Origin of the sequence: uncultured Ruegeria sp., assembly GCF_947504215.1 — a bacterium.
In the GTDB taxonomy this organism is placed as follows: Bacteria; Pseudomonadota; Alphaproteobacteria; order Rhodobacterales; family Rhodobacteraceae; genus Ruegeria.
The window spans coordinates 287,567-312,225 of sequence record NZ_CANNGO010000004.1 but is presented as its reverse complement, the minus strand read 5'-3'; the positions used below and the strand labels follow the sequence as shown (position 1 = coordinate 312,225).

Below are 24,659 nucleotides of genomic sequence, written 5' to 3'. Positions count from 1 at the left end.
CGATTGGTGCGGTTGTGTCAAATGGATTTGTCCCGCAACGGAATTGTCGATGTCCCACACTGGCCCCGCGTTTATTCAATCGGAGAACGCCCGCTTTCCCTCGTTTTTGCACACCTTGTTTGTGATCTTGGAATGCTGAACCGTTCTGTCGAGATTTTACGGGATTTGATCGCTTTTCCAACGGTTTCGACGGATTCGAACCTGCAGCTCATTGACTATCTTTCGGAACAGCTGAATGCGCTGGGCGCCCGGTGTACCGTTACCCATGATGACAGTGGCGCCAAAGCCAATCTGTTTGCCTCGGTGGGGCCGGATCTGCCCGGCGGTATCATGCTGTCGGGCCATACCGATGTCGTGCCTGTCACCGATCAGGACTGGACCAGCAACCCCTTCGACATGACGGAACGGGACGGCAAGCTCTACGGCCGCGGAACGTGCGACATGAAGGGTTTCATCGCGGCGTCCATAGCGCTGGCTGAACAGATTGATGCCGCGTCCCTAAGCCAGCCACTGCATTTTACGTTCACCTGTGATGAAGAGACAGGGTGTCTGGGCGCACAAAACCTGGTCGCGGACCTGTCAAACAAAGGAATTGTTCCTGATATTGCGATCATCGGTGAACCCACCGAGATGCGGGTTATTGAAGGCCACAAAGGGTGTTACGAATACACCACGCGGTTCACTGGTCTTGAAGGGCACGGATCGGCGCCGGATGTCGGGGTGAATGCGGCTGAATACGCCGCGCGCTATGTGGCAAAATTGCTGGAACTGCGCGAAGCGTTGAAAGCAAGGGCACCCGAAAGCAGCAAGTTTGACCCGCCGTGGAGTACCATCAACATCGGGCGCATCTCGGGCGGCGTGGCTCATAACGTGATTGTTGGAAAGGCCGAGGTCGATTGGGAAATGCGCCCGGTTCAATTGACCGACGCGGATTTTGTCAAAGGCAAGGTGGCCGACTACGTCGACGGGGTATTGAAACCCGGGATGAAAGCTGTTCATCCGCTGGCCGATATTGAGCTTGAAACCATAGCCGAGGTTGCCGGGCTTGAGCCTATGGCGCAGAACGCTGCGCGGGATTTGGTGACCAAACTGACGGGTGCGAACGGAACCGACCTTGTTGCATTTGGAACCGAGGCCGGTTTGTTCCAACAACTAGGCACACATGCGGTTGTGTGCGGTCCCGGTTCCATAAATCAGGCCCATAAACCAGATGAGTATCTTGAACTGGAACAGCTAGAGCTGTGTTGCCGCATGTTGATAAAACTGGGTGCCCATCTGACGAATACCTGAGGCGCTTCAGCCCATCCGGCTAGCGCATAACAAACGGATCTGGGATCGGATCATCGCTGGTGCGCAACCAGATCGCTTTGAGCTTGGTATAATCCAACGCGGATTGAAGGCCGCCTTCGCGCCCAAACCCGGACAAACCGTGCCCACCAAACGGCGCAATCGGGCTGACCGCCCGGTAGGTGTTGACCCAAACGATCCCGGCACGAAGGCTGCGCATCATACGGTGTGCGCGGGTCAGGTCTTTGGTGAACACACCGGATGCCAGCCCGAAATTGGTGTCATTTGCCAATTGCAGTGCTTCATCCTCGGAGTCGAAGCTCAAAACAGACAGCACTGGCCCAAAGAACTCATTCGTCAGACACGGCGCGTTTGGCGCGTCCGAGCAATCAATGACTGTGGGGGGAAAGTAGTTTCCGTCGCAATCCAGAGGTGCTCCACCAGTGATCACTTTGGCTCCTGCGGCCTGAGACGCTGCAATCAAGTCAACGGCTGTTCGAATCTGACCTTCAGTACAAAGCGGGCCGACCTCGGTTGCCATGTCATCGGGACTGCCAATCACGACGCTTGCCGTTTTTTCCGTCAGACGGGTCAGGAACGCGTCTTTGATTTTGCCGGATATGATCAATCGCGATCCTGCGACGCAGCTTTGGCCGCTGGCTGCAAAAATACCCGAGATCTGCGCGTTGACCGCACTTTCGATATCGGCGTCTTCGAACACGATGAACGGTGATTTCCCGCCCAGTTCCAATGACGTCGATGCAAGGTTTTCAGCAGAATTTCGCACCACTTGGCGCGCAGTTTCCGGCCCACCGGTGAAGGCAACATGATCGACCTTGGGATGGCTGGTCAGCACCGCGCCGCATTCGGGTCCAAAACCGGTGATCACATTCAAAACACCGGCAGGAAACCCGGCCTGATCAAAGATGCGAGCAAATTCAAGCATCGGGGCAGGGCCGTCCTCGGACGCTTTCAAAACCACCGTGCACCCCGCAGCCAGAGCAGGCCCGATTTTCACAGCCGACAGGAACAATTGCGAATTCCAAGGCACCACTGCGGCCACGACGCCCATGGGCTCGCGCCGCAGCCAGACCTCCATATCCGGTTTGTCGATGGGCAGATGCGCCCCTTCGATTTTGTCGGCAAGCCCGGCATAGTACCGGTAATACTCGGCGACATAGGCAATCTGAGCCGATGTCTCGCGGATGATCTTGCCCGTGTCTCGGGTTTCCAGTTGAGCCAACGTTTGCGCGTTTTCAGCGACCAGATCGGCAAGACGGTACAAAAGCTTACCACGGGTAGTGGCCGTCATCCCCGCCCATTCCGATGCGAAGAACGCCGTTTCGGCCGCGTCCACCGCTGCGTTCACATCTGCGGTTTTCGCTTCGGGCATCATCGCCCAAACCGACCCGGTTGCCGGATCGCGGCTTTCAAATCGCGCGGACCCGTCCGAGAACCTGCCGCCGATGTACTGCTGAAACTGCTGCATTTCTTCTCCTCAGGCGAAGGCTGGCATAACGTCTTTGATGAACCGTTCCAGCGATGCCTTTTTGCGCTCGAAACTCATACCGCTGTCGATCCAGAACGAATACTCATCATAGCCCAGATCCTCGTAGGCCTTGATGCGCTTGATCGCGTCCTCGGGCGTTGCAATAACACTGTCGCGTATCATTGCCTCGGGTGAATAGAACGGATGCGCCGAGATTTCTTCGTCCGTTAGGGTCTCGATCAACCCCTGAGACACGGGCCGTTCGTTTTTGAACCACGCGCCGAAATAACAATAAAAGCGATTGATCTCTTCAGCCGCCAACCTGACATCTTCCGCGTCCGAGGCGATATAGGTGTGGTTCAGCAACATGATCCTAGGGCGCGGCACATCTGGGAATTTCGCACAGGCCGCATTGAACGTCTCCATAAGCCGGATGATCTCTTCATCGCCCTGCCAAAGGGGCGTGACCTGTACATGGCACCCGTGTTCGACCGCAAACTCATGTGTGTTGGGATCGCGCGCGGCAACCCATATTGGCGGCCCGCCATCCTGCACAGGTTTGGGCGAAGACGTCGCGGTCGGGAACGCGTGAAATTCGCCATCCTGCGCATAGTCGCCTTGCCATAATCCCTGTAGCGCGGGAATAATTTCGCGCATGCGCTGGCCAGCCTCCCATGCGTCCATGCCGGGCATCATGCGCTGGTATTCATAGTTATAGGCGCCGCGCGCAATGCCCAGATCCAGACGACCTTCGACGATCATATCCGCCATTGCGGCCTCACCCGCCAACCGTATCGGGTGCCAGAACGGTGCCACGATGGTACCTGTGCCCAGCCGCACGTTTTTGGTTTGCCGTGCCAGATCGACCAGATTAAGGAACGGGTTCGGTGAAATGGTGAAATCCATCCCGTGATGCTCACCGGTCCAGACAGCATGCATCCCGCCTTCATCCGCCATTTTGGCAAGCGCTAGAAAGTCATCATACAGCTGGCGTTGATCCTGATCTGGCGAGGTGCGCTCCATATGAACAAACAAGGAAAAGTGCATTTTAAAGACCCTTTGTCGCGACCGGGCGAACTTCGCCTGAATTCTGATTGCCATAGTAGATGCCGAAATTACCAAGCTCGGCTTCCTCGGCCAGACGTTCCAGCATGGTCAGGATGGCGGGATCCGTGACATCGTGAAAAGACGACGCCTCCAGTGGCACAAAAGCACCGGTTTGCGGGGTACCCTGTTCAGCCTGACACAGAAATGAGATGTGCTGAATTCTGCGACCGATATCTTCAAACACGGAATAGACAAATCCTGGCTGTGCCGTCAGGCCGGTGTTTTCGATCAGCTGTTTCAGTGCCGCCGTCGCCCCCAGCTTGGTTGCGACCATTTCGGGCAACCCAAGCCCTCCGGTTCCATCATCGACCAGCAATATCTCTCCGTTCCGCTCGATCAGGGCAGACACGACCAGATTGGTGTTTTGCGAAAGCGCCTCTGCCGCGGTTGAAGGCGCCACATACGCCCCATGCGCATATCCAAGCCCCGGTGCCGATGTGCTGTCAAAGGCTTTGACGGCACCGATCAGGATCACGTGATCACCCGCGTCCACGGTCTGATGCAAGGTGCAATCAAACCAAGCCGACACGCCGTCCAGGATCGGTGAACCTTGCGGCCCGTGGCGCCAGTCAATGTCTGCAAACCGATCTTCGACGGGTTGCGCAAAAGTATTCGAAATGTCGATCTGGGTTTCGGACAGGACATTTACGGCAAACCCCTCGGCCTGCACCAAGGCGTCATAGTTGCGCGAGCTATTGGCGAGGCAGACCAGTACCAAGGGCGGATCCAGCGACACCGAAGTGAACGAGTTGGCGGTAAATCCAAGCGGGTGACCGGATTTATCCTGCGAGGTCACAACTGTGACGCCGGTCATGAAAGTTCCAAAAGCATTGCGCAAAGCGCGCGTATCATTCGGGGTCATTGCAGCTTCCGTTGCAGGATGGGCTGGCCCTGGTCTAGCCAGTCCAAAAGATGCGCCGTCACAGTGTCAGGTGCGGTTAGGTTTACCATATGGCGATGCCCTTTGATGATCACAGCGCGACCATTTTCCACGGCTGCCGCCATGGCGCTTGCCATTTCAGGGGTCGAGTTTGGGTCACCGTCACCTGTGATTGCCAGCAATGGGCATTCTAGCGATGCCATTCTGTCGGCATATGTTGCGTCACCACGTGCAAAGGCGGCATAGGCTGTGGCGTATCCATCTTGATCGACCGAGCTGAGCCATTCCGCGACCTTGGCTCGTGCGGTTTTTTCTATGGGGTTGTTGCCGAACCATCGCGTAAGTGGGGTTTCAAGATCAAAGCGGCCTGCAGTGATTTCTGCTGCGCGCGCGATCACCGCCTCGGTGGCGGCGGCATCCCTGCGGTAGACGCCATTCAGCAAGGCGACACGGGACGTCAAATCCGGGTATTCAATAGCAAATCCCAAAGCGACTAACGCGCCCATGGAATGCCCTGCAACGGCCACTGGGCCAAGGTCCAAGGTTCGCACAACATCATTCAACCACGCCACGAAATCGGGCAATTGGCTGTCCATTGGCAAGGGCGCGCTGCCCCCATGTCCCGGCATATCAACTGCGATCACCCGACCGGTTTGGCACAGCGAGGCGATCTGCGGTTCCCAGGCGGCTGATTGCATTCCAACGCCATGCAGCAGAACCACAGGCGTACCCGCGCCGTGATCTCTGAACGTCACGTGGCTTGCAGACTCAGACAGCTGCCGGGTTGTCAACGTCATGGCCCAATTCCTTGAGGTCCTGATATCGATCGCCGATCCTGTGATGCGGGCGACCACCGATCGAGGCCCCGAGCGCGATCAGAATCTCATCCGCAGCTGGCGCATCCGCGACCGACGTCTGGATCGTCAGATAGTGCGACCGCCTGCCCCCGTCGTTCTTGTCCATCAATGGGATCATCAACGGCGCATTGGCCGGACCCCGCGTATTGCAGAACGACAGATAGGATTTTGCCCCGACCGCATTCCGATAGTGGTTGCCAAAGTGCAAGGTGTGAATCAGGGCCGAGGCATGTTCGACTTCACCGTTCAATCCAACGATTGCAGATTTTCCATAGGCTTCTACATGATCGCCGCTCCCGGCGGCGTTCAAAATCATTTCAGTCAGCATCTGCCCCAGTCCCGGGGCGCAATCGCGGATCTCGGGGGACAGGTCGTCGACAAAGCCCGCACCGGCCCATGGGTTGCGGATTACAGCCATCGCAGCAATCAGCTTTAGCGGGTTTTCAGCCACCTTGCCGCCTTCGATCAGCGTATTTTCTTCATACAGAAGCGTTTTGCGAACCTCAGCGGGCATTGGGTGTTCCTTTGATGATGTGATTCGATTGGTAATATGGTATACCATACTATGATAGGTCAATCTTACTTGTCCCCAGAACCCAACGCGGATACGAAATCCCTGATGAAATCCTCAGAACCCCCTTTGCAAAAAATCGACAAAGCGCCACAGACCCTGCGCGATATTGTGCAAGACAGGTTGCGCGAAGCGATCATTGATGGACGTTTTGCCCCGGGTCAGCGACTTGTCGAGCGACCGCTTTGTGATCAGCTTGGCGTCAGTCGGACGGTGATCCGCGAGACAATTCGTTTTCTGGAAGCGGAGGGTCTGGTGGAAATCCTTCCCAACCGTGGCCCCGTTGTCTCGACCCTGGACTGGGCTCAAGCCAAGCAGATTTATGATGTACGCCTGTTACTTGAAGGCGCAGCAGCTGCGACCTGTGCTCAACGGCATGGGCAGAATTTTGCCCCCGAACTCGACCGAGCACTGAACTATATAAAGACGGCAATGGGTGACACTGAATGGGCCAATCTCTTGCAGGCCACGACGCGCTTTTACGAGCTTATCTTCAAGGAGGCGGGACATATCGTAGCTTGGGAGATTGTTCAGCGCCTTAACGGTCGGATCAGTCGCCTACGCGCCTTGACGCTTTCGACCCGCAGTCGCGACGGCAAGGGGCTCAAACAGTTGACGGCAATCCACGATGCGATCCTCAGCCGTGACCCGAATGCCGCCCTTCAGGCTGTTGAGACGCACATCACTGCCGCAGCAACTGCCGCGCAAGGTTTCCTGAAAGACGCGAAGGCCGGTTTGGGTAAAGACCTACAGCTTTGAGACATTAGTGATTCCCAGCGGCCCGAGCGCGGTGAACGCGGAACGAGGTAAGAAAATCCGTTAAGATTGGTTCCCGCTGCGGGGAACCGCAGCGATGCCCGCCAGGCGGCCTCTCTGATGGTCGCTGTCAGCGTAATCCCGTAATGCTTCAATATTGGCAATCTCTGCGTGGTTTCGGTTGATCTTAACGCCAACGGATTTCAACCGTGAGAACGCGCGGCTCAGGCTCTCGGGTTTCATGCCCAAACGTCCGGCAATCAGCAATTTGTCATATGGCAGTTCAACATCACAATCCCCGGTGTCACTGTCGCACAGGTTCAACAAAAACTCGGCCACCCTTTGCGCGCCAGTCTGCGCCTTCAGTTGTTCAAGCTGGGACACCAGAGAATGCAAATGGGTAAACGTAGCCGCCAGAATCGAAACGCCGATTTCCGCGTCTTCGCGCATCAGGGACAGCAGAACCGGGCTGGGCAGATGCATGACTTGGCAAGGAGATACTGCTTCAGCGGAAACAGGGTAGGGGACATTGCGCAAGGCAACAGCCTCACCAAAGCTTTCGCCACGGGTAAAGACACTTACCACAGCCTCGGCGCCGGATGGTGACATGCGGAACAATTTGACCCATCCCGCCAGCACCACATGAATGGCCTTGGCTTCTTCCTCTTGAAGAAAGATCGTCTCGCCCCGGTCATATTCCCGCCAGATCGCATGGCTGAGCAATGTGTCGATGTGGTGTTCCGGTAAGCTTTTAAGCAAAAGCGACTGTCGAGCGATCGCTTTTTGTGCTTCATACGCCACGAAGGGTCCCCCTTTTCCCTGGTCGGTGGTCTGACCGGTACATCCCTCATCCATAGGCTATCCGAAACCGGTATCTGGCGCACCCGTCTTTTTCCGTTGCCCGAACTTGACAATTGTCATGTCACGGGGGGCGCCGCGCGCCTACGCTCGGCCAAAGCCAGTATTCCCGGGAGCAAGCGAGATGGACTACGAGCGATTTTTTAGCAGCAGCCTCGATGATCTGAGGGACGAAGGAAACTACCGCGTTTTCATCGACCTGCAACGGCGCTGCGGGTCTTTCCCAAACGCGCGGCAGACTGATGGCACCACCCAGCGCGACGTGCGGATCTGGTGTTCAAACGACTATCTGGGCATGGGGCAACATCCTGCGGTAATTGGCGCTATGCATGACGCGTTGAACCGTTGTGGCGCGGGCGCAGGCGGCACGCGTAACATCTCCGGAACAACGCATGATCACGTCCTGTTGGAGGCAGAGCTTGCTGATCTGCACGATAAAGAAGCCGCGCTGTTGTTTACCTCGGGGTATGTGTCGAACTGGGCTGCCCTGGGAACGCTCGCTGCTAAAATCCCAGGCTTGATCGTGTTCTCGGATGCATTGAACCACGCGTCGATGATCGAAGGTATTCGTCATTCGCGCGCGCAGAAGGTGATTTGGGGGCATAACGATCTGGCAGATCTTGAGGCCAAGCTGGCTGCCGCAGATCGTGACGCCCCCAAGATGATTGCCTTTGAATCGGTCTATTCCATGGATGGCGATATCGCCCCCATCAAAGAGATCTGCGATCTGGCCGACAAATACGGCGCCATGACATATCTGGATGAGGTCCACGCCGTTGGGCTTTACGGTCCACGTGGCGGCGGTATTGCCGAACGCGAGGGTCTGATGCATCGCCTGACAGTGATCGAAGGCACGCTGGGCAAAGCATTCGGCGTGGTCGGCGGCTATATCGCGGCATCGGCGGCGCTGTGTGATTTTGTGCGCAGCTTTGCCAGTGGGTTTATCTTCACAACGGCTTTGCCACCGTCTATTGCGGCAGGCGCAGCGGCTTCGATCCGACATCTGAAACGGTCAAATTGTGAACGTGATTTGCAAAAGGTCCGCGTCGCACAGGTTCGAGCCCGGTTAGATGCTGAAGGTATTCCATACCTGCACAATCCAAGCCACATCATCCCGGTGATGGTTGGTGATCCGGTCAAATGCAAATTCATCTCGGACACACTGTTGGAGGAATTCGGTATTTACATCCAGCCGATCAACTACCCAACCGTTCCCAAGGGCACCGAGCGTCTGCGGATCACGCCATCTCCGGTTCATACGGACGAAGATATCGCCCATCTGGTCGGCGCATTGTCGGTTCTGTGGCAGCGGTGTCAGATCGCAAGGATGCCGATGGCGGCACAATAGTCAAAGCGTCACTTGTTTGGAGAATTGCCGCCCGTCGGGCGGCTTTTTTCCGCACTCAAATCAAATAGAGAACAAAGATCACGACCGCGAAAGCCGTCAGAACCAATGTGAACCCGCGCAACCAGGCCGGACTTTGGGCAAGGTCGAGGTAGCGGGCGAGAATTACGCGTGTTTTGATCAAAGCAAGCAACAGAATACCCGCTGCGGCAATCTCTGGCATGCCGGGCAGCTTCGTCAGTAGCGCTGTGACAGAACTCAGCGTCAACAGAGTGAGCCATGCGCATGAGAGAGAGTTAGGGTGCCTCCGGCGGGAGTATTTGCGAAAAGATGAAGCTTTGGGCACCGCTCTTATCCCAACAGGTAGATCACTGGAAACAACATGATCCACACCAGATCGACCATGTGCCAGAATTGCGCGCCAGCCTCGACGTTGCGGGGGTCATCCCGCCAGGCAACCAGCAGCAGGATAGCAGTACCTGCCAGCACATGGGCGGCGTGAAACCCCGTCAGCAGATAGTAGAACATGAAGAACGGGTGGGTCTCGAACGTGATGCCCTGCGCTGCTTTGCCTGCGTATTCCGTGCCCTTGATGAACAGGAAAACGACACCCAGTGCGGACGCGCCAATCAGGGCTATTCGTGCCGCGACGCGCTGGGCGGCGCGGCGCCAATGCAACGCCTGTGCCGCCAAGTATCCGGATGTGACCAGAACCGCCGTGTTCAGGGCCGCACCGGTGCGATACAGATGAGACTGCGCCTCGGCAAAGCCAACCGGGTCGGTCAGGCGGACGCTCATGAAAGCGACCAGTCCCGCGCCAAACACAAGCAATTCCGAGACAATGAGTATCCACATCAGTAACTCGCCCGGTAACTCGTCGATGAGGGATGCGTCGCTCATGCACCGACCAGTTGGCGGTAGATCTGCGGCAGGGCCATGGTCAGGCGTTGTGGGTCGGGGATGACAGCAAACCCCCCTTGCCCAAACATGCGTGGGAACCAGCTTTTTCCGGTTTTGTCGATGGTGACGCCAAAGACCGATTGGCCAACCCGACGGGCCTCGCGGACCGCCTGCCGCGTGTCTTCGATGCCGTGACGACCCTCATAGTGGTCCAGATCGTTGGGCTTGCCATCGGTGATCACCAGCAGCAAACGACGCTTGCAGGACTGGTCTGCCAGATCAGACGAACAATGGCGAATCGCTGCACCAAGGCGGGTGTAGTGGCCCGGCCGCAGCGACGCGATGCGTTGCTCAACCGCTGTGCCCATCGCTTCATCAAAACGCTTGCAGCGCTGGACATAGACACGCTGGCGTTTCAGCGAACTGAAGGCATGGATGGCAAAATCATCGCCGCAGGCGTTCAGACCCCATGCCAGGGCCGCCAGTGCTTCGCGTTCGATGTCGATCACCGCGCGACCTGTGACAGCGCTTTCAGTGGACCGGCTGACATCCAGCAAGATCGATACCGCCAGATCGCGGTCCTCTGGGCGGGATTGCATCCAAATGCGCTCGTTTCCTTCACCGCTGGCTTTTCGGTCCACGGCACTGCGCACGGCGGCCTCGACATCCAGCTGATCTCCATCCAGATGGCCGCGCGTCATCACACGGCCTGGGCGAAGAGCTTCGAACTGGCGTTTGACGGCGCGGATGCGGCGGGCGGTGGCGGGGTCTTTGCCGAATTCGGCGGCATCCTCGCGGATATCGGCATCCGACAGCAGAACGTTGACGTGATCAGGCAGATACCGCCCGGTGCGTACGTCCCATTCGGGATAGAGAATTCGGCCCGACAAACGCTCGCGGTTCACATCCTCGGGCGCGAGATCCAGATGCAGTTTCAGCTTGGTGGGCGGCGCTTTGGAGATTTGCCCAAGGCCGATCTCTTCCTGATCGTCAGCTGCCTTTTTGGCATTGTCGGGATCGTCGTCATCAATGCGTCGGTTGATATTGAGGAACTCGGCCCAGCTGAGGATCGCTTCGAACTTGTGCAGGATGAAACTATCACTGCGCCGGGCTTGATCGGATTTGCGGCGGCGGGCGCGGTGGGTTTTTTCGCCAGATTCTTCAGGCGGGCCTTCGGTACCGGGGTTTTCAACTTCGGTGTGTTCGGAAAACCCAACAGCACGCAGGTCGGGCCACAAAGGGACCGGGCGGAAATTCTGGTACCCGCGCGGCGCGGTTAGTTCGTTGTCCAGCATCAACAGCTGCTCGCCTTTCGCAGGCATGGGCTGAGGATCTCCCAGCATGTGGCGGATCAGGTCTTCGACTGCTGCTTCTGCAGGTGGCAGGTTCGGGATATCGCGCTGGTGCAGCACGCCTTTGCAAAGCTCTGTGTAAAGCGGGCGCAGGCCGGGGGCATCGTCCAGCGTGGCCGAGACCGTCGCTTGCGCAGCTGTTAGAGCGCTGAGATCGGCGCGCAGGGGGTCTTCTTCTTCAATTCGGGTTTCGGCGTGGGCAGCGACAGCGGCAAGCCAGACATACAGTGCGCCATTGGCTTCGCGTGCTGGAAATACGGCCAGCCGATCTGGCAATCGCAACACCTCGCCATCAAACGAGGCGCGCGGCATCAATTCCACTTCGGTCCCCAACCTGCGTCGCCAGCTTAGGCGGTGGTGCGAGACCTCGGGCGAGACCGGGCGCAATTCGACGCCCGGGCTACCCCCCAATCCTCGGAAGAGGACGGCCAGCCGCCCCGCGACCTCGGAAAGGTCGACCGCGGCTCCATCGTGCACCTGGGGTGCATCAAGGCGGCTGGCAAGGGTGTGCCACAGTTTCCCGATTGTTTCTTCGGGTTCCCATGGCTCAAAATCGATCTTAACCATCAGTTGGCCTCACCCAAAAACAGCCGTGACAAGATCGAGGAGCCCGCGTTTGACATCCTCGTCATCGGTCAGAGGCTCGATCATAGCGGCAAGGATGGCGCGGTCTGTTGACATGCCTTGCGCGATCAGTGTCGCGGCATAAACGACCAAACGGGTAGAGACACCTTCCTCAAGATCCTGCCCCTTGAGCCCACGCAGCTTGCCCGCCAACCTGATGAGTGGCTTGCAGCGTTCGAGCGTTAAGCCGCTTTCCTTAGCGACAACCTGTGCTTCCATCTCAGGCGACGGAAAGTCGAATTCCAGCGAGATGAACCGCTGCCGGGTCGAGGGTTTCAGGGTTTTAAGGATGTTCTGATATCCGGGGTTGTAGGATGCCACCAGCATGAAGCCGCGGGTGGCCTCAAGCTCCTCTCCGGTGCGGTCGATCGGCAGGATGCGCCGGTCATCCGTCAGCGGGTGCAGAACGACAGTGACGTCCTTGCGGGCCTCGACCACTTCGTCCAGATAGCAAATAGCTCCCTCGCGCACCGCGCGGGTCAGCGGACCATCGACCCAGACGGTTTCCCCGCCTTTCAGCAGATAACGCCCGATCAGGTCGGCGGCAGCAAGGTCATCGTGGCAGGCCACGGTGTAAAGCGGGCGGCCGAGACGGGCGGCCATATGCGCGACAAAGCGGGTCTTCCCGCAGCCCGTCGGACCTTTCAGCAGGACTGGCAGGTCGTTGTTGTAAGCGGCGGTGAACAAGTCGCATTCGTCGCCTTGGGCGAGGTAGAAGGGGGCGTCAACCGCCCCCGGTTCCATTTGTAAGGAGCCATCCATATCCATCACTCCGCAGGGGTTTCAGCGGCACCAGGTTCGATGATCTCTTTCCGGGGCACCCAGATGGCGTACATGAACAACAGCGCGCCAAGGACCACGACCAGACCAGATCCAAAGCGCATCCAGTAAAAGATCGCGATCTGATCCTGCACGTCCATGAAGTAATCACCGATCACCCGCTGCATATGCGTTTGAACGGTTCCACCAAAGGTCAGCACGAACGTCATAAAGACCATGCCGCTGGTCATCAGCCAGAAGGATCCCATGTTCAGCACCTGATTATACGGATCCCGGTTTTTCAGGATCGGCATTGCATAGCTGAAGATCGCCAGGTTGAGGCAGACATAGGCACCGTAGAAGGCCAGGTGACCGTGGGCCGCGGTGATCTGTGTGCCGTGGGTATAGTAATTAACCCCGTGCAGCGTGTGCAGGAATCCCCAGACACCGGCACCGAAGAAAGCCAGCGTGGCACAGCCCAGCGACCACAGCAGCGCAGCCTTGTTGGGGTGGTCCCGACGACCCTTCCAAACCATGACGAAGGCAAAGGCCATCATCGCAAAGAACGGGATCACTTCGAGGCTTGAAAAGATCGATCCAATCCACTGCCAGTAACCGGGGGTACCGATCCAGTAGTAGTGGTGGCCGGTTCCCAAGATGCCTGAGAACAGCGCGGCGGCGACAATGACATAGAGCCATTTCTCGACTATTTCGCGGTCCACACCTGTCAGCTTCAGCATCAGGTAGGCCAGAATCGAGGCCATGATCAGTTCCCAGACACCTTCGACCCACAGGTGAACAACATACCACCAGTATTGCTTGTCCAAGGACAGGTTGCCCGGATTGTAGAAGGCAAACAGGAACAGCAGCGCCAGACCCCAGAGACCCAGCAACAGGATGTTGGTGATCGCGGTCTTCTTGCCCTTCAGAACGGTCATCGACACGTTGTAAAGGAAGATCAGCGCCGCCACGACGATACCGGCCTTGACCCATTTGGGTTGCTCAAGGAACTCGCGCCCCTCTTTGCCCAGCAACCAGTTCCCTTCAAACAAGTTGAACGTATAGGTCAGCACCACGCCCAGCGTGCCGACTACAAGGATCAGCAGCTGCAGATAGGCCAGCTTGGTCGAGTGTATCTCACGCTCGGCTTCTTCCGGGATCAGGAAGTAGGCCGCGCCAAAGAAGCCCAGGATCAACCAGACGATCAGCGCGTTGGTGTGCAGCATCCGCACGATGTTGAACGGCAGCAGCTCGCTCAGGAAATTGGGGGATACATAGATCCAACCTGCCAGCAGGCCGCCCAGCACTTGGATCACGAAAAGGCCCATCGCTACGGCAAAGTAGGCATAGGCGATTTTTTGGGATTCGTATTTCATTTCTCCGTTCCCTTCTCAGCCCGCTTCATTCGGGGGCCAGCCCTGAGCGTCGATATTGTCTGTCCAGATCAGGAAGTTGGTCAGATCGCGGATTTCTTCGTCGCTGAGGTTGAATTGCGGCATCTGTCGGCGACCGGGAATTTCGGTCGGTTGCGCTTCCATCCAGCCTTTGAGGGCTTCAAAGGCCGATTCCGGGTCGTCCAGAACGCCCCAACGTGTCATCACGTTGCCAACTTCGGGTGCAAAGTAAGCTCCTTCACCCAGAATCGTGTGGCAGTTGATGCAGGCGTGTTTTTCCCAGATATGTTTGCCCCGGACGACGCTCTCATCCAGTTTCGCCGCGTTCTCGGAATTGACGATGTACAGATGGGAATGGGCCGACAGGGCCACAAAGATAAGAATGAAGAACAGTGACCCGCCATAGAAAATATTGCGAGCCATGCTCTTTGTCATGACTTCTCGCATCGCGCTCTCCTTTGCGCCGATTAGCTAGTAGAAGCACAATGAAGACGGGGTGACGCGACTGCCTTAACGAAAGTCAAGACGGGCCGCAGGAAACCAATCGTCCTGTCAGGGCTGCGAGGCCAAGCGCGATCCGGTAAGTGCGGGCCACATGGCAATGAGGTACAGCGCGATGGCCGCAATCCAGAGCCCATCCGCCACCAGCATTGCGGTCAAGTAACCGGCATCTAACCCTGATCCAAACCACCTGAGCAAAGCCGCAACAGCCATCAACCCATAAGCTGCGGCCATCGACGGCGGCGCGACCAAAGCTCGACCCGTATGACCCAGCGCGGCGCGGCTCATCATGGCCAGGGTCATGCCGCCAACGCAGCCAATGCCAAGAACGTGTAATGCGGCGACTTCATTGCCATAGCCCAATACTGCTGATCCCCATAGCACCAGACCCAGTGACAGCATGCCAAGACCCAGATGCAGAGCAATCAGAATCGGCTGGCGCAGGGCCCAACCCGCCCGCCAACGTGCCATTCGCGTGGCTTGCACTATTCCCAGCGTCAGAGCCAGAACGCCGGTAAGACCGGTTGCGCCAACTGCCAAAGCGCTCAGCGGTAGGGCCAAGGCCAGCCCCAGTGCCGGCTTGTCCAGACGCGCGGCAGATACCGGCCAGGCCGCCTCGGGTTCACCGGCCCGCTTCATCGCGTTGCGGGTAAACGCCGGTGTGATCCGACCACCCAGTATTGCGATCATGGCGCAAAGCGTCAGCAGACCGGCGCGCAAGCCGGTCTGCAACGTCTCATCTGTTGCACCGACCCATTCCAGGTGGGTCATCAGATTGGCGAGCCATATGAATGTAAGCAGAGCCAGAAATACCATGTTCTGCGGTTTTGGCCGACGGATCAGTTGGCTGGCGATCTTGGCAGCAAGAACCGGCACAAATGCCAGATCGATCACAGCCACCACACCCGGCGATAAAGACGCCGAAAACCACATCGCAAGCCGCCCTGCGAGCCAAAGCGTAGCGGCCAAAGTGATAAAACCTGCGCGTGCCTCAGGGCTGCCGGTCCAGTTTGGGACGGCGGTTAAAAAGAACCCGCCCAACGCAGCGGCGGCATATCCAAAAATCATCTCGTGAGCGTGCCACGTCGGTGGGGTCATCGCATATGGCGCCGCCTCGAAGGGCGCAGCGCCGGTCTGCATTACCAACCACAAACCCCAAGCGCCGCCAGCAAACAAACCGTAGAGCCCGGCGAACAGGAAAAAAATGCGAAAGCCCTCTGCAAAAATACGTGTGATTGCCGCTGGCATGGCTGCTGTCCTTGGTCCGGAATCTGTGTGGTCCAGACCTAGCAGTGCGGTTTTGCCCCTGACTTAACCAAAATCAAAAGGGTGAAAATATGTGTTTAAAACACAGGTTTTTTGCAGTCTTTTTTGCACAAATGAGGGGATTTCTTCGCGGGATTCCGCCCCTCTCGTTGACTTTGGTCAAGGAGCGGACGCCGCGCCTGCCGCACGTTCTGGCATGCCTCACCACGCAAATGGAGAGTGATCATGTCACTTGGAATCAGCTACAATAAAACGGGCCGCGCCTTCGGGGTCGGTTTGGCAATGTTGCTGGGCAGCGTCGCTGCGCCAGCCTTAGCCGAAGAGCCAGCATTAAGCGACGAAGCGTTTGACTCGTCCAAGCAGCTTTACTTTGAACAATGCGCAGGCTGTCATGGTGTTTTGCGCAAAGGCGCCACAGGTAAAAACCTGGAACCCCATTGGAAAAAGACCGCAGCCGACGGCACCGTGACCGAAGGCGGGACGCTTCAGTTGGGGCAGGAACGCCTTGAAAAGATCATTGCCTGGGGAACCGAGGGCGGCATGAACAACTTCTCGGACATCATGTCCGAGCAGGAAATCAAGGACATGGCGACATACATTATGATGGACGCCCCCAAGCCACCAGAGATGTCGCTTGAGCAGATGAAGGCAACCCGGAAGGTCTATGTCGAAGAAGCCGACTATCCGACCGAGCCGCTGCATGGCCGCAACTGGGAAAACTTCTTTGTTGTTATCGAACGGGACGTGGGCAAGGTGGCCGTGATCGACGGTGACACCAAAGAGGTGCTGACGCACATCCCGACCGGATATGCGGTGCACGTTCTCAAAGCGTCCGAGCATCACTCGATCACAGAGCCCGAGCATCCCGGTCGATTCTGGTACACGATGGGCCGCGACGGTAAGATGACCAAGATCGATCTCTGGCAGACGCCGGAAAACATGTTGGTTTCCGAGGTCAAGATTGCCTACGACGCACGTGACGTTGCTGTTTCCGGCGATGGAAAATACGTCATCGGTGGGGGTTACTGGCCACCGCATTTCGCTATCGTTGACGCCCAGACAATGGAGCCGGTCAAGGTCGTATCGACCCGTGGCGTGAACGTCGACGGGGACTATGTGGAAGAGGCCCGTGTGGCAGCGATCTACACTACGCCGAACGAACCCACTTGGATCGTCGCAGTGAAGGAGCTGGGGCAGTTGTGGCAGGTCGATTACACCGATCTGGACAACCTGCGCATCGACAAGATCGACAGCGCCAAATTCCTGCATGACGGGTTTTTCGATCCGACTGGCCGCTATTTCCAGATCGCCGCAAACGCGTCGAACAAGATGGTGGTTGTCGATACCGAAACCCACAAGCTGGAGGCGATGATTGACACGGCCGCGCTGCCGCACCCCGGTCCGGGGGCGAACTGGATAGATCCCAATTGCGGTCCGGTTGCAGGCACGACCCATCTGGGCGTTGGCACCGTGACAGTCTGGGGTAATGACCCCGAAAACCGTCCCGATGACGCGTGGAAGGTTTGCTATGAGGTCGAAACCGACGGACCCGGCCTGTTTGTTCGGACTCACCCGAACTCGGATTACATCTGGGCGGACCAGACCAAGCACCCCGAGCCCGAAGTTCAGCAATCGGTGCAGGTCATCTCGAAAGAGACTGGCGAGATCGTGAAAACCATCCAGATCACCGAAGACGAAGGCAGCGCTGCTGTTCACTTCGAATTCAACGCGGATGGCACCGAGGTCTGGGTCTCCAAGTGGAACCTGTCGGATTCGAAAGAACCCAACGGTCAGATCGTGATCTTCGACGCCAAGACATTGGAAGAGATAGGCCGCATCGACGGGCTCTATGCCCCGACCGGCAAGTTCAATGTCTACAACCGGTCGAATCACGTCACCTGACGGGTTCGAAACCTAACACCGGAAAGGGCGGGCCCATCGCCCGCCCTTTCTTTGATTTCCGGGTCCTGTCCCGGCGAACCAACAGCCTAATTCATCAGCTTGCCGTTCACAGCGGCCAAAACAGCCATAACGGAGCCCGGACATGACCCAGCCCGAACCGGAAAAGAAAAAACCGATCTGGCGACGGTACTTCCTCTGGGGAATGCCCGTAGCCGGGGTCGCCGCGGCCTTTGCCGCTGGCATCATCTTCTGGGGCGGGTTCAACACTGCCATGGAAGCCACCAACACCAAGGAATTCTGTGTCTCGTGCCACGAGATGCGCGATTTCGTCTACGAGGAATACACAGGCACGATCCATGACGTGAACCGGTCTGGTGTGGGCGCGGTCTGTTCCGACTGCCACGTGCCCAAGGACTGGACCCATAAGATGATCCGCAAGATCAAGGCCTCGAAAGAGCTTTATGGAAAGATGGTTGGCACCATCAACACCCGCGAAAAATTCGAAGCCAAGCGCGTGCATCTGGCGATGAACGAATGGGAGCGGATGAAAGCCACCGACTCACGCGAATGCCGCAACTGCCATGACTTTGAATCTATGATGCCCGAGTTTCAGAAGCCCCGCGCCCGTCAGCAGCATCTGAACGCCATGCAGGTCGGTCAGACCTGTATCGACTGTCACAAGGGGATTGCACATTCGGATGCCCGTGAACGGGCCGATGAAGAATATCTGGAGCAGCTTGAGGCCCCGAACCCGGCCTTCATTCGCGAAATCCCTGCCGAGTATCTGGCCAGCCTCGAGAGGATCGAAGCCAAAGAGGTTGCTGCGGCCGAGGCCGAAAAAGCCGCGAAACAAGCACAACAAGAGGCTGTGCAGGCTCAGATCGCAGCTGCCGTTGACGCGGCAGTGGCCGAAGAACGCGCCAACGCTACTGGTGAAGGGGCCGCAGCACCCGCAAGCGGTGGTGGCAGTGACGTCGGTGCGGATATCGACTGGACGGCTGTGGCCAGCGCGGATCTGAAACTATTCTACCCCGGCCAGGCCTCGTTTGAATGGGTGCAGAACGGCAAGTTCCACGGCGGCGCGCGCCCATTGACCAAAGGGGGCGACCAGTGCACCACCTGTCACGCCAAAGAGCTGGATATGATCGGCAACAAGATTGTGGCTGGCGGTGAATTGGAACCGACCCCGATCCCTGGCAAGCGCGGCGTGATCGATGCGACTGTACAAGCAGCCCATGACGACGAAAATCTGTATATCCGTCTGCAGTGGCCGGATGCGGGCCATAACCCGGTGCCGTTCGTCGATGGCGGCAAGATGGATCCGGACAACCAGATCAAGGTTGCAATGATGATCACCGGCACCGGGATCGAGATGGGCGACCAGGTAGGTTGCTGGGCCTCGTGCCATGCTGACAACACCTATATGCCCTTTGCGCCCGAGGCTGATGCAATTGCTGCCAATGGCGATGTCGCGGGTCGCATGACGGCTCAGGACACGGTGACCAAATACATCAGCGAAAGCCGTACCGAGGTTGAAGTCAAAGGCCGCCGTGGCAAAGCGCTGGGTGGTTGGGACAAGCTGCAAGCCGAAGCACAGATCGAGCAGTACCTGACGGATGGCACATTCCTCGACCTGATGCGCGTCTATGCAGATGGCAGCGCCTCAAATGGTTATCTGTTGGAACAGCGTGTGGTCAACGAAGGCGAGATTGCAGCGTCGGCCGAGCTGTCTGGAGGTGCGTGGACCGTGGTGTTTTCCCGTCCTTTGAACTCTGGCGCGCCCGGTGACGTGCCACTGGAACCTGGCCAGACCTACACCATTGGCTTTGCCATTCACGATGACTTTGCCGCCGCGCGATTCCACCACGTGACGCTGGATACCAGCCTGGCGCTGGATGACGACAGCGCCTTTGTTAACGTGATCAAGCAATAAAGGATTGAGGTCGGACTATGCGGCCTCAACCCATTTTCGGAACGGAGACATGGACCATGAAACCCCACCGGCTTCTTCCTTCTCTGCTGTTGTTCGCAACCCCCGCATTTGCTGCGGATGAAGACGCAGCTGCCGTCTGCGCCGAGGCTGAAGAACGCTATTTGGAGATGTTCGCTCAGCCCTCGTCATCGGTTGACGAGGCTGAGCTGGTATTGATGTACAAGTACAACTTTTGCCCCGCCGACCTAACGGTGCAGGCAGGGGCCACGGTGCGCTGGGTCAACGTGGACAAACGCACCAGCCACAGCGTGCTGTTGAAAGATGGAAGCGCACCCGAAAGCGATCGGCTATTCCCGGAAGAATCTGTGGAAATGACCTTCCTTACCCCCGGTCCGCAGAACTACCTGTGCGGGCCGCATTGGGAGACACAGAACATGATCGGGATGATCACGGTCGAGCCCTGACCAATGGCGAACTACTGGCAAGATCAAAGGGGCGCGGTCGCAAATCCCGCGCTCCTTAACTTTAGTCAAGGAAGCTGCGCAGATACTGCGCCACCTTCACACCATGACACGCCCGGTTCACCCAGCAACGTCCCAGTTTCGCATCGGATCCGCAGATGGGATCTGCCGGACATCTCGGGTTCAGAAGACATTCAGAACAAGCGAGTTTACACATGAGTGGTAAGGTTTTTCTGATCGGTGCCGGTCCAGGTGACCCCGAGCTTTTGACCCTGCGCGCGCTGCGGATGCTGCAACAGGCCGATGTGGTGGTCTATGATCGTCTGGTCTCGGACGACATCCTTGCCCTGCATGCGGACGCGGCGCAGCTGATCCCCGTTGGGAAAGCCCCGAAATGCCACACCGTCCCGCAGGGTCGCATCAACGAGATTTTGCTGGAACAGGCCCGCGCTGGGCACAATGTGGCCCGTCTGAAAGGCGGCGATCCGATGGTTTTTGGTCGTGGTTCGGAAGAGGCCGCGTATCTGATCGCGCGCGGTGTCGCAGTCGAATATGCCCCTGGCATTACGGCCGCGCAGGGAGCCTCCAGCTCGACCGGAGTGCCTTTGACACATCGTGGTCTGGCAACATCGGTTCAGTTTGTCACCGGGCATCGACAGGCTGACAAGGTTCTTGATCTCGACTGGAAGCGGTTGGCTGATCCCGACTCGACGGTTGTGATCTATATGGGCGTCGCCAATATCGGCCAGATTGCCATGGGTCTGATGACTGAAAACCTGTCCGGGTCTACCCCGGTTCTGGCCGTCAGCAATGCAACCACCCCGGATGAATGCCGCCTGCTGTCGCGCCTTGACCGGATCGCCACGGATGCACGCACGGCCGCGCTCAGGGCGCCAACGCTGTTCATCATCGGGAGTGTTGTTTCGCTGTATGCGCAACAGCCGGTCGCCCGTGTTTTGGAACAGGCCCATGGCTAGCCTTGCTCATATCCAGTTGGGGTTGCGCTCTGCCGCGCCCGCCGGCGGTTCGGGCTGGGCCGGGCGCGCCTTTCTGACAACTGCAGTGCTTGTCGCAACCTCGGCTTTTGCCGCTGACGCTTTGGATCCCAACGCCCTGAAGCGACTTGTTCACCAGGATTGTGGGTCATGCCACGGCCTGTCCTTGAAAGGCGGGCTTGGCCCTGATCTTCGAGCCGAAACACTGGATCACTACGACGCCGAGGTGCTGACCGGAGTGATTCTGGACGGCATCCCGGACACTGCGATGCCCCCATGGCGACCTCTGATCAGCCCGGAAGAGGCTGAGTGGATCGCCCGTTACCTTCTGGAACCGGAGGCACAATGAAACATCTCGTCCTTGGCCTTGTCGCAACCTTGATGATGACCGCCGCCCATGCGGAACCCACCGCGACCGGGGATCTGGGGCTGGTGATTGAACGCGCCAAGGGCTCGGTTCTGCTGGTTGATCAGTCCGATCGCGCAGCATTGGCGCGCATCGAAGGTCTAGGCGATCTGTCCCATGCCTCATTGGTCTATTCACCGGATCAACGCTTTGCCTATGTGTTTGGGCGCGATGGCGGGCTGACTAAGGTCGATATCGTCACGCGGCAAATCGCCAACCGTGTCGTGCAATCCGGCAATGCCATCGGAGGCGCCATTTCGGATGACGGCACCCTTGTCGCGGTATCAAATTATGAACCCGGCGGTGTCCGCGTTTTTGATACCGATACGCTCGACTTGGTGGCTGACATCCCGACTGGCAGCAAAACCATTGGCTTGGTTGACGCCCCGGGCCGCCGCTTTGTCTTCACTATGTGGGACTCTGGTGAAACTTGGATTGCCGATTTTACCGCGGGCAAACCCGAGATCACCAAGATCACCGATATGGGTAAAAACCCGTATGACGCGCTGATCACTGCCAACGGACGCACCTATATCACTGGTCTGTTCGGCGAAGACGGGTTGACCGCACTGGATCTATGGGCGGACAGCCCAGAACCGATCCGCGTGCTTCCCGGCTACGGACGCGGGCAAGAGGAAATGCCCGTCTACAAGATGCCTCATCTGGAAGGTTGGGCGCTGACCGGTCGGGAATTCGTTCTGCCCGCTGTGGGCCATCATGAAATCCTCTGGATCGACGCCGACACGCTGGTTGAAACCGGTCGTACCCAAACTCATGGACAGCCGGTCTTTGCCATGGCTCGCCCCGATGGGCGGCAGGTTTGGGTCAATTTTGCCCATCCTCTGAACGACACGATCCAGGTGATCGATTCCGTAAGCAAGAAGGTGATCCATGAATTCAAACCCGGTCCCGCTGTGTTGCATATGGAGTTCACAGCGCGCGGTCATGAGGTTTGGATCAGCGTGCGGGACGCCAACAAGGTCATGATCTACGACACGCAAAGCTTTGAAAAACTGCGTGAAATTGATGCGGACGGCCCGTCCGGCATATTTTTCACTGCCCGCGCGCACAGAACGGGGCTGTAATCTATGCATCATATTACCGACCCGATCGACCGCCGCCTGCTGGATGAATTCCAGCGCGATTTTCCCGTTGTTGACCGCCCCTTTCAGCCGTTGGCTGATGCCCTGGGCTTGGATGAGGCGGGTGTTCTTGATCGTCTTGCCCGCATGCGGGCGACAGGGCGGATCACGCGAGTGGGTGCGACAATCGCACCGGGCGCGGTTTCCGCCAGCACTTTGGCTGCTGTCGCCGCGCCGGATGAGCGGCTGGAAGAGGTCGCCGCTCTTATCGACGCTGAACCGGGCGTGAACCACAATTACCAACGCGAAGATGACTGGAACCTTTGGTTTGTCGCCACGGGCCCGGGCCGGGCGCATGTCGATGAGACTCTGGCGCGGATTGAGGAGAGGACCGGACTGCATGTTCTGGATCTGCGGCTGGTACGCCCATTCAATGTGGATCTGGGCTTTCGCATGTCTGGCACTTCCCATGATGTGCCGCGGCCGCGCAAGGTGGATCGCACTGTCATGCAGGACGGCGACCGTTCGTTGTTGCAGGCGCTCAGTTCCGGTCTGCCTTTGGTCGCCGATCCCTATGCTGCTTTGGCCCGGTCATTGGAACGGAACGCAGATGACGTGATGGTACGGATCAAAGCGCTGCATGAGGCGGGCATCGTCTCGCGCCTAGGCGTGATCGTACGACACCGCGCTTTGGGCTGGTCGGCCAATGCAATGGTGGTCTGGGACATGCCGGCCGAACAGGTCTCGGTCGCAGGACCCGCCCTAGCGGCACACCCCGGAGTCACGCTGTGTTACGAGCGACGTCCCATCGAAGACGTCTGGCCTTATCGACTGTATTCCATGATCCACGCCCGTTCGCGCCGTGAGGCGCGGCAAGTGTTGGCAGGGGCCGCCGCCCTGCCAGAGATGTTCGGGGCGCAGCACAAGGTGCTGTTCTCAATCCGCTGTTTCAAACAGACAGGCGCATTGATCAAACACGATGAGGCCGCAGCATGACGTTAGACAGAACCGACCGCGCGATCCTGAACCGCATGCAAGATGACTTGCCGCTGGTATCTAACCTGTATGGCGCGATTGCACAGGAGCTGGGTATCTCTGAAAGCGAGCTGCTCAGCCGTTTGACCCGCTTGCGTGAAGATCGTGTGATCACCCGGTTTGGCCCGTTCTTTGACGCCGCTGCGATGGGCGGCGCGTTCTGCCTGTGTGCCATGGCGGTTCCTTCAGAAGATTTCGAAACCGTCCTGACCAAAGTCAATGCGCATCCCGAGGTGGCGCATAACTATGAACGCACACATCGGCTGAATATGTGGTTCGTGTTGGCTACCGAAACCGCCAACGGGATCGGAGATACAGCCGAAGCAATCCAACGGGAAACAGGGATCGAGGTCCTGCAATTCCCCAAACTTCAGGAATTCTTTATCGGCTTCAGGGTAGCAGCATGATCGACGCGAAAGACAGACAGATTATCGAGGCTCTGCAAGGTGGGCTGCCCCTTGTACCCGCGCCTTTCGCGCATGTGGCCGAAACACTTGGGTTGGCCGAGAGCGCGCTGCTCAGTCGTCTGGCAGAACTTAAGGCGCGTGGCGTGATCCGTCGGATCGCTGCCGCACCCAATCACTACAAGCTGGGCATGACTTCGAATGGAATGACCGTTTGGGATGTGGATGACGACCAGATCAACGAATTGGGCACGCATATTGGTGCGTTGCCCTTTGTTACCCATTGCTACGAACGCCCGCGCGCGTTGCCAGACTGGCCCTACAACCTGTTTGCCATGGTACACGGCACCGACCGCGCCGAGGTCGAGGAGAAACGTGACCAGATCAACGCCATTTTGGGCGTCACCTGTCGCGCCAGGGACATCCTTTACTCCACGCGCATCCTGAAAAAGACCGGCCTGCGTCTGAAAACAAAAGAACAAGTGAAAGGCTGAG

At 57.9% G+C, this 24,659-nt stretch carries 25 protein-coding genes; 12 read left to right on the top strand and 13 right to left on the bottom strand.

Translation table 11 applies throughout. The annotated features are described in order from the left end of the window. Positions 1-132: 132 nt before the first annotated feature. A complete protein-coding gene (argE, locus tag Q1B21_RS10515; RefSeq protein ID WP_299889151.1) occupies positions 133-1,290 on the top strand; it encodes an acetylornithine deacetylase in 1,158 nt (385 codons plus the stop codon). 19 nt (positions 1,291-1,309) lie between these two features. Here the strand turns inward: argE and Q1B21_RS10510 are convergent, their stop codons facing one another. Genes Q1B21_RS10510 through Q1B21_RS10490 form a run of 5 tightly spaced genes read right to left on the bottom strand, consistent with a single transcriptional unit; the run spans position 1,310 to position 6,134 of the window. Then, entirely contained in the window at positions 1,310-2,776 is a 1,467-nt protein-coding gene (locus Q1B21_RS10510; protein ID WP_299889149.1) for an aldehyde dehydrogenase, read from the bottom strand. A 9-nt stretch (positions 2,777-2,785) separates the two neighbouring features. Next, positions 2,786-3,823 (bottom strand): LLM class flavin-dependent oxidoreductase, encoded by a 1,038-nt coding sequence (locus Q1B21_RS10505; protein ID WP_299889147.1) that lies wholly within the window; start codon positions 3,821-3,823, stop codon positions 2,786-2,788. A gap of 1 nt (position 3,824) precedes the next feature. Next, positions 3,825-4,745, bottom strand: a complete 921-nt coding sequence (locus Q1B21_RS10500) for a flavin reductase (RefSeq protein ID WP_299889145.1) — start codon at positions 4,743-4,745, stop codon at positions 3,825-3,827. After that, a complete protein-coding gene (locus tag Q1B21_RS10495; protein WP_299889143.1) occupies positions 4,742-5,560 on the bottom strand; it encodes an alpha/beta hydrolase in 819 nt (272 codons plus the stop codon). Before Q1B21_RS10495 ends, Q1B21_RS10500 begins: the two co-directional genes overlap by 4 nt. Beyond that, positions 5,532-6,134, bottom strand: a complete 603-nt coding sequence (locus Q1B21_RS10490) for an amino acid synthesis family protein (RefSeq protein ID WP_299084442.1) — start codon at positions 6,132-6,134, stop codon at positions 5,532-5,534. The genes Q1B21_RS10495 and Q1B21_RS10490 overlap by 29 nt, the downstream gene beginning before the upstream one ends. Before the next feature lie 105 nt (positions 6,135-6,239). Here Q1B21_RS10490 and Q1B21_RS10485 point away from each other — a divergent pair, with 105 nt between their 5' ends. Then, positions 6,240-6,950 (top strand): GntR family transcriptional regulator, encoded by a 711-nt coding sequence (locus tag Q1B21_RS10485; protein WP_299889141.1) that lies wholly within the window; start codon positions 6,240-6,242, stop codon positions 6,948-6,950. Between the two features lie 60 nt (positions 6,951-7,010). Here the strand turns inward: Q1B21_RS10485 and Q1B21_RS10480 are convergent, their stop codons facing one another. Beyond that, positions 7,011-7,748: a Crp/Fnr family transcriptional regulator gene (locus tag Q1B21_RS10480; protein ID WP_298937632.1), complete on the bottom strand. Its 738-nt coding sequence runs from the start codon at positions 7,746-7,748 to the stop codon at positions 7,011-7,013. A gap of 181 nt (positions 7,749-7,929) precedes the next feature. On the opposite strand from Q1B21_RS10480, the gene hemA reads away from it, so the two are divergent. Then, positions 7,930-9,153, top strand: coding sequence for a 5-aminolevulinate synthase (gene hemA, locus Q1B21_RS10475; protein WP_299889138.1), 1,224 nt, complete (start codon positions 7,930-7,932; stop codon positions 9,151-9,153). Between the two features lie 55 nt (positions 9,154-9,208). Here the strand turns inward: hemA and Q1B21_RS10470 are convergent, their stop codons facing one another. The 7 genes from Q1B21_RS10470 to Q1B21_RS10440 form a co-directional block, all read right to left on the bottom strand. Next, entirely contained in the window at positions 9,209-9,496 is a 288-nt protein-coding gene (locus tag Q1B21_RS10470) for a cytochrome C oxidase subunit IV family protein (RefSeq protein ID WP_299889136.1), read from the bottom strand. A 5-nt stretch (positions 9,497-9,501) separates the two neighbouring features. Next, complete coding sequence (locus tag Q1B21_RS10465) at positions 9,502-10,050, bottom strand: cytochrome c oxidase subunit 3 (protein WP_299889134.1); 549 nt, start codon at positions 10,048-10,050, stop codon at positions 9,502-9,504. Then, positions 10,047-11,969 (bottom strand): VWA domain-containing protein, encoded by a 1,923-nt coding sequence (locus Q1B21_RS10460; protein WP_299889132.1) that lies wholly within the window; start codon positions 11,967-11,969, stop codon positions 10,047-10,049. Before Q1B21_RS10460 ends, Q1B21_RS10465 begins: the two co-directional genes overlap by 4 nt. Positions 11,970-11,978: 9 nt before the next feature. Next, entirely contained in the window at positions 11,979-12,794 is an 816-nt protein-coding gene (locus Q1B21_RS10455; protein WP_299889130.1) for a CbbQ/NirQ/NorQ/GpvN family protein, read from the bottom strand. Continuing rightward, positions 12,794-14,161: a cbb3-type cytochrome c oxidase subunit I gene (locus tag Q1B21_RS10450; protein ID WP_299084429.1), complete on the bottom strand. Its 1,368-nt coding sequence runs from the start codon at positions 14,159-14,161 to the stop codon at positions 12,794-12,796. The genes Q1B21_RS10455 and Q1B21_RS10450 overlap by 1 nt, the downstream gene beginning before the upstream one ends. Positions 14,162-14,176: 15 nt before the next feature. Beyond that, a complete protein-coding gene (locus Q1B21_RS10445; protein ID WP_298937597.1) occupies positions 14,177-14,626 on the bottom strand; it encodes a cytochrome c in 450 nt (149 codons plus the stop codon). Between the two features lie 105 nt (positions 14,627-14,731). Then, complete coding sequence (locus Q1B21_RS10440; protein WP_299889127.1) at positions 14,732-15,928, bottom strand: NnrS family protein; 1,197 nt, start codon at positions 15,926-15,928, stop codon at positions 14,732-14,734. A gap of 243 nt (positions 15,929-16,171) precedes the next feature. Here Q1B21_RS10440 and Q1B21_RS10435 point away from each other — a divergent pair, with 243 nt between their 5' ends. The 9 genes from Q1B21_RS10435 to Q1B21_RS10395 all read left to right on the top strand — a co-directional run bounded on the left by Q1B21_RS10435 (position 16,172) and on the right by Q1B21_RS10395 (position 24,658). Continuing rightward, positions 16,172-17,848 carry a cytochrome D1 domain-containing protein gene (locus tag Q1B21_RS10435; RefSeq protein ID WP_298937595.1) on the top strand — a complete coding sequence of 559 codons (1,677 nt, stop codon included), beginning with the start codon at positions 16,172-16,174 and terminating at the stop codon, positions 17,846-17,848. Between the two features lie 142 nt (positions 17,849-17,990). Continuing rightward, entirely contained in the window at positions 17,991-19,781 is a 1,791-nt protein-coding gene (locus tag Q1B21_RS10430; RefSeq protein ID WP_299889124.1) for a NapC/NirT family cytochrome c, read from the top strand. 56 nt (positions 19,782-19,837) lie between these two features. After that, on the top strand, positions 19,838-20,245 hold the full coding sequence (locus Q1B21_RS10425) for a plastocyanin/azurin family copper-binding protein (RefSeq protein ID WP_299889122.1): 408 nt from the start codon (positions 19,838-19,840) through the stop codon (positions 20,243-20,245). Positions 20,246-20,457: 212 nt separating this feature from the next. Then, the gene (gene cobA / locus Q1B21_RS10420; RefSeq protein WP_299889120.1) at positions 20,458-21,219 is read left to right on the top strand and encodes a uroporphyrinogen-III C-methyltransferase; all 762 of its coding nucleotides are present in this window, start codon (positions 20,458-20,460) and stop codon (positions 21,217-21,219) included. After that, positions 21,212-21,586 (top strand): cytochrome c, encoded by a 375-nt coding sequence (locus Q1B21_RS10415; RefSeq protein ID WP_366525399.1) that lies wholly within the window; start codon positions 21,212-21,214, stop codon positions 21,584-21,586. Before cobA ends, Q1B21_RS10415 begins: the two co-directional genes overlap by 8 nt. Then, positions 21,583-22,728: a cytochrome D1 domain-containing protein gene (locus Q1B21_RS10410; RefSeq protein ID WP_299889118.1), complete on the top strand. Its 1,146-nt coding sequence runs from the start codon at positions 21,583-21,585 to the stop codon at positions 22,726-22,728. The genes Q1B21_RS10415 and Q1B21_RS10410 overlap by 4 nt, the downstream gene beginning before the upstream one ends. A gap of 3 nt (positions 22,729-22,731) precedes the next feature. After that, positions 22,732-23,721: an AsnC family transcriptional regulator gene (locus tag Q1B21_RS10405; protein WP_299889116.1), complete on the top strand. Its 990-nt coding sequence runs from the start codon at positions 22,732-22,734 to the stop codon at positions 23,719-23,721. Further along, complete coding sequence (locus tag Q1B21_RS10400) at positions 23,718-24,167, top strand: Lrp/AsnC family transcriptional regulator (protein WP_299889114.1); 450 nt, start codon at positions 23,718-23,720, stop codon at positions 24,165-24,167. Before Q1B21_RS10405 ends, Q1B21_RS10400 begins: the two co-directional genes overlap by 4 nt. Next, complete coding sequence (locus tag Q1B21_RS10395; protein ID WP_299889112.1) at positions 24,164-24,658, top strand: AsnC family transcriptional regulator; 495 nt, start codon at positions 24,164-24,166, stop codon at positions 24,656-24,658. Before Q1B21_RS10400 ends, Q1B21_RS10395 begins: the two co-directional genes overlap by 4 nt. Position 24,659: the final 1 nt, after the last annotated feature.